We start from the raw sequence: 5,314 nt of genomic DNA on the forward strand, positions 1-5,314 counted from the left end.
CTCCAATCGGCGGCGTATGTGCTGTCGTGCGGTAGCGGATCAAGGAGCGCAGGCACCTCGGGCGCTTGCGCAACGATCGGCTCAAGGACATCCAGTGTCGGCAACGGCGGTTCGTTCGCAAGGATGAGGTCAACGGCCTGCGTGGTCGTGCCGTCGCGGCGCATGACCAGGGCCGTGGCGGCGACGCGGTTGCCGTTGCCCAGGTCGACGTCGGTGGGCAGGCCGAACCCGTCGATGGCGGTGATGCCATGGTGGGCGAGTGAGGCGAGTTCATCGGCCTGGCTCAGGCCGTCCTGGTTTTGGTCCTGCCAGAGCTGTAGTTGGGCGAAGAGGGCGTCGTCGGCGTTCAGCAGGCCGTTGCCATCGCTGTCGAGGTCGCGCAGGGCGTCGAAGCCGGAGCGTGCGAGCTGCCCGTCGGCTTTGCGCGTATCGGTACCGAAAAGCTCGGCACCCGTGTCGATGCTGCCGTTGCCATTGCGGTCCAGCACGAGCCAGGCGTCGTCGCCATGCAGCCAGCCCGTGGGCGTGGGCGTGCCATCGCTGTCGTGGTCGAAGAGGACGGGTGTGGCGGTGATGCCGATGGTCTCGATCCCGTCCTTGTCGAGGTCGATGGCGAGCGGATCGCGCACCGGCACGACGGCGCGCGCTTCGTTGAAGGCGGTGTTCACCATCGGGTCGATGCCGTAGGGATCGACGGAGTCCCAGCCTTCGAGGGCCCAGAAGCTCAGGCCGCGCAAGGAGTTGCCGGGGGGTGGCGCAGGCACCAAGGGATGCAAGGGATAGGGGCCTTCGGGCCACTGAGGAACAGGCCAATTCCACTGATCGATCGGCAAAGGCTGCTTGTCCGGGCCTGTGGGTGCTGGATTGGGGTTTTCGTCCGAGTGGCGCCATTGATCTTCTGACAACCAGGTGGCAGGGCCGTTGCGTTCCAGCGAGGCGTCGATGGCCTCTCGGGATGCTTTGACGACCTCGTCCCAGGAGTTCGCCGTACGACCAATCGAGAACCCCACCTCGTTGTTGTGCTCGTCCATGGCGCGGCGCTCGGATCCCTGTCCATCAAGATCACCTTCCAGTTCATGGACAGCGGCCATGGATCTCGCCGTGTTCTCCCCATACCGGCGAGTCATCTCTGCTGTCCATAAGATGTGCCTGTAGGCGTCGTACGGACCGCCGTCCTTGCCTGGCAAGTTCGAATGACCTCCCTCATTGGTCGCTTGGAGCGGAAGATTGGTGTTGAGGTCGGTGACGATGTCTTTCGAATTCATCATGTATGCGCCTTTGGAGAACTGGTTGAACTTATTCAATCTCTCGTGCATGCTGTGCAAGCCATGCGATCAGGCGATATGAAAACTTCGCTGAAGCAGCGCCAGCTGCGGACATCGATGGTGCAAGTCAGTTGTCTGGCACCTGCCTTTCCAAAGACACTGGCTCGCAGCTCCTGAGAGCCTTTTCTTGCAGGTGCCACCACGAAGTACGCATTGCCTGTGGTGTTGTCGAAAGTCACGAGCGAGCGATCAGAGAAATAGGGGACATCGTCATCATTGATCTGATTCAATTCGATCGATTCGATCCGATCGACTTCATGCACTCTGATGTGAAGGTATGCGCCGTTGTATAGATTGACGATCGCAAGAATCGCCGCGCCAATACCTGCCAAAAGGAACCAATGCATGATCTCCACGCGTTTCAAATTGGCAGAGAGATGCTGTGGAAGCTCAGGCTTCACGGGTTTGCTCGTATGGTCCATGGGTAGTCCTCGCTTAGTCGTAAGCACAAGTGCTACAACGCATGGCTGCTTCGGAGATGTAGATTTCCGCGAAGCAGCGTGGATAAGTGAATGCAACGGTGCAGGTGCGCTGTTCGATGCTTTGGCCCTTCTCGATAGTCACGCGCAGGACGTTGTTGCCGCTTCGATAGGGAATGCTGGGAAATACCACCCACACTCCAGGTCCAGAAGACGAGTGGCTTTCGTGGTCGGCGTAGTAGGGGTCCCCTTTCAGTTGGTCCCGATACAGCTCGATGGACTTAATGCTGGAGACGCCTTGGATCCGGATGTGGAGGAAGGCGAACTGGAGACTGCTCCACACCCCGTAGCCAATAAGAGCCATGGCTACAACAGCGACGCCCCATCTGATCTGCCTTGGACTGAATCGCCGACGGCGATGTGCTTCGGTGTGCGCGCGTTCGACTGGAGCCAGGGATGGGTGCGAGTCCGAGGATGGTTGGGCGTGGTTCATGTGCTGCGTTCGCTCTCGATTCGGGGCTGCGCCGGTGAGTACAGATTGGTGCAGAGGCGTTTTGTAGTCTGAACCGCCGAGGAAAGGGCTCATCTTTGTCTGATCGCGACGGCTTGCCGCTAAGCTCCCTCGCCCATGGACTCCCTCATCGCCGCCGCCGCCCGCGCGCTCGCCACGGGCGACCCGCTGGCCGCGCTGCAGCGCGTGGCTTTGCGCGAGGACCCGCCCGCACTGGCCCTGCGCGGTATCGCGATGGCGCAACTGGGCGAGTACCCGCGCGCCCGCGAGCTGCTGCGCCGCGCGGCCAAGGGCTTCGGGCCGCACGAGGCGCTGGCCCGCGCGCGCTGCGTGGTGGCCGAGGCGGAGGTGGCGCTGGCCCTGCGCGAGTTGGGCGGCTCGCCGCGCGCGCTGCTGGCCGCCGCGAAGACCCTGGCCGCGCGCGGTGACCAGGCCAACGCCTGGCAGGCGCACCTGATCGCCGCGCGCTGGCGCTTGCTGGTCGGCCGGCTCGACGAGGCCGCCGCGCAACTCGAGTCCTTGAACGGGCAGGCCTTGCCACCCTTGCTGGCCGCCGTGGCCCACCTCACGGCGGCCGAGCTGGCCCTGCGTTCGCTGCGCACTGGCCCCGCGCGCCAGGCATTGGTGCGCGCCCGGCAGGCCGCCGAGCGGGCCGGTGTGCCCGCGCTGCAGGCCGAGGTGGGCGAGGCGCGCGCGGCCCTGGAGCGCCCGGCCGCGCGCCGCGTGGGCCCAGGTGGCGAACAGGTGCTGTGCCTGGATGAGGTGGAGGCGCTGCTTGGCTCGCGCGCGCTGGTGGTGGACGCCTGCCGGCGCGGCCTGAGCGCGGGCGCCGCGTGGCAGTCGCTGGCGAGCCGGCCCGTGCTGTTCACGCTGGCCTTGGCACTGGCCGAGGCCTGGCCCGGCGATGTGGAGCGCCAGGCTCTGATCGCACGCGCGTTTCGCACGATGCACCCCGATGAGACCCACCGCGCGCGGCTGCGGGTGGAGATCGGCCGCCTGCGCGCGCTGGCCGCCGATGTGGCGGACATCGTGGCCACGCCACGCGGCTTCCAGCTCGTGCCGCGCGACGAGCGCCCCGTGATCGTGCTGGCGCCGCCCATCGACGGCGAGCAGGCCGCGCTGCAGGCGCTGCTGTCCGACGGCGCGGCGTGGTCCACCTCGGCCCTGGCCCTGGCGCTGGACGCCAGCCAGCGCACGGTGCAGCGCGCCCTGGCCGACTTGCAGGCGCAGGGTCGCGTGCGCGCCATCGGCCAGGCCCGCGCGCGCCGCTGGCTGGCGCCGCCGCTGGCGGGATTCACGACGATCTTGTTACTCCCCGCTGCGCTGCCGCTTGACTAGAGTGCACCTCAAGGCGCCGCGTGTGGCGCCCACCAGGAGCACCTCATGAAACACAAGTCCACCGTCCAGGCCGCCGAGGTCGTGCGCGAGTACGGTCCCTTCGACGGCGCCACCAGCGTGCACGGCGTGAGCTACGACGGCCGCCATGTGTGGGCCGCCACCGGCCCGCGCATCGTGGCCTTCGACCCCGCCAGCGGCGAGACCGTGCGCCGCATCGAACAGCCCGGCGACGCCGGCACCGCCTTCGATGGCCGGCACCTCTACCAGATCGCGGAGTCGCGCATCGACAAGATCGATCCGGCCACGGGCCAGGTGCTGGGATCCATCCCCGCACCGGGCCAGGGCTACGACTCGGGCCTCACCTGGGCCGAGGGCAGCCTGTGGGTGGGCCAGTACCGCGACCGCAAGATCCACCAGATCGACCCCGAGACGGGCGCGATCCGCCGCACCATCGAATCGAACCGCTTCGTCACCGGCGTGACCTGGGTGGACGGCGAGCTGTGGCACGGCACCTGGGAGGCCGACGAGAGCGAGCTGCGCCGCATCGACCCCGCCAGCGGCGAGGTGTTGCAGCGCCTGCGCATGCCGGCGGGCGAGGGCGTGAGCGGGCTGGAGTCCGATGGCGCCGACCTCTTCTACTGCGGCGGTGGCGGCAGCGGCAAGGTGCGCGCCGTGCGCCGGCCCGGGTCCCTTCAATCCTGAGACAGGAGCTTCACATGAACCCGACTACCACCACCACCACGGCAAGCGTTCGCGAGCAATGGCTCCACCAACGCCTGGCGCTGCTCGAGCGCGAGAAGGCGCTCAGCCGCTTGAGCGACGAACTCGCCGAGGCGCGCCGCGCGCTGCCCTGGGTGCGCATGGACAAACGCTACGTGTTCGACACGCCGCAAGGCCCGCGCGCGCTCGGCGATCTGTTCGAGGGCCGCAGCCAGTTGCTGGTGCAGCACTTCATGCTGGGCCCGGGCTGGGAGCAGGGCTGCCGCAGCTGCTCGTACATGGCCGACCACACCGACGGCATGCTGCCGCACCTGGCGGCGCGCGACGTGGCCTTCGTGGCGGTCTCGCGCGCGCCGCTGGCGGAGATCGAGCGGTTCCGCCGCCGCATGGGCTGGAACTTTCGCTGGGTCTCTTCGCATGGCAGCGATTTCAACCGCGACTTCGGCGTGAGCTTCACGCCGGACGAAGTGGCCGCGCAGTCCATGCGCTACAACTTTGCTCAGCAGCCCTACGCCAACGACGAAATGCCCGGCGTGAGCGTGTTCGCGAAGAATGACGCGGGTGAGGTGTTCCACACCTACTCCACCTACGGACGCGGCGTGGAAGTGATGATGGGCACCTACCGGCTGCTGGACCTCACGCCACGCGGGCGCCAGGAGGAGGGGCTGGACGACACCATGAGCTGGGTGCGGCACCACGACCGGTACGCGGACCGGCCCGCGGTCAAGGGAGGGTCGTCATGCTGCGGCTCGCACGCCTGACGGTGCTGCTGGTGCTGGGGCACCTCGGCTGCGCAAGCCAGGCCCTGGTGCCGGCCTTGCTGCCGCTGTGCCTGGGCGCGGTGTGAGGCGGTTGGAGCCGAGGCGCCCGGGAACACCGATTGCAGGGCATGGGACCCATGCGCCCGGCCTCCGCCGGGCGGCGGGGTCGTGCAGGAGATTGCCCATGCCATCGAAAGACCAGAAAGCGAAAGAGGACGTGCGCCTGTCCGGCGAGGCCCG

Annotated in this window: 5 protein-coding genes; 3 read left to right on the plus strand and 2 right to left on the minus strand. The window is 67.3% G+C overall.

Annotated features, from left to right (window positions below; all coding sequences use genetic code 11):
• The coding region (locus VLG41_RS14710; RefSeq protein ID WP_414652500.1) for a DUF6973 domain-containing protein at nt 1-1,304 on the minus strand (1,304 nt) is incomplete at its 3' end.
• Nucleotides 1,301-1,747 (minus strand): hypothetical protein, encoded by a 447-nt coding sequence (locus VLG41_RS14715; protein WP_325350148.1) that lies wholly within the window; start codon nt 1,745-1,747, stop codon nt 1,301-1,303. The genes VLG41_RS14710 and VLG41_RS14715, both read right to left, overlap by 4 nt.
• Nucleotides 1,748-2,372: 625 nt before the next feature.
• Between VLG41_RS14715 and VLG41_RS14720 the strand changes: the two genes are divergently transcribed.
• Genes VLG41_RS14720 through VLG41_RS14730 form a run of 3 tightly spaced genes read left to right on the plus strand, consistent with a single transcriptional unit; the run spans nt 2,373 to nt 5,074 of the window.
• On the plus strand, nt 2,373-3,593 hold the full coding sequence (locus VLG41_RS14720) for a helix-turn-helix domain-containing protein (RefSeq protein ID WP_325350149.1): 1,221 nt from the start codon (nt 2,373-2,375) through the stop codon (nt 3,591-3,593).
• A 45-nt stretch (nt 3,594-3,638) separates the two neighbouring features.
• Nucleotides 3,639-4,295 carry a glutaminyl-peptide cyclotransferase gene (locus tag VLG41_RS14725; RefSeq protein ID WP_325350150.1) on the plus strand — a complete coding sequence of 219 codons (657 nt, stop codon included), beginning with the start codon at nt 3,639-3,641 and terminating at the stop codon, nt 4,293-4,295.
• Nucleotides 4,296-4,309: 14 nt separating this feature from the next.
• On the plus strand, nt 4,310-5,074 hold the full coding sequence (locus VLG41_RS14730; protein ID WP_325350151.1) for a thioredoxin family protein: 765 nt from the start codon (nt 4,310-4,312) through the stop codon (nt 5,072-5,074).
• Nucleotides 5,075-5,314 lie beyond the last annotated feature (240 nt).

Origin of the sequence: Hydrogenophaga sp., assembly GCF_035481345.1 — a bacterium.
Classification (GTDB): domain Bacteria; phylum Pseudomonadota; class Gammaproteobacteria; order Burkholderiales; family Burkholderiaceae_C; genus Hydrogenophaga.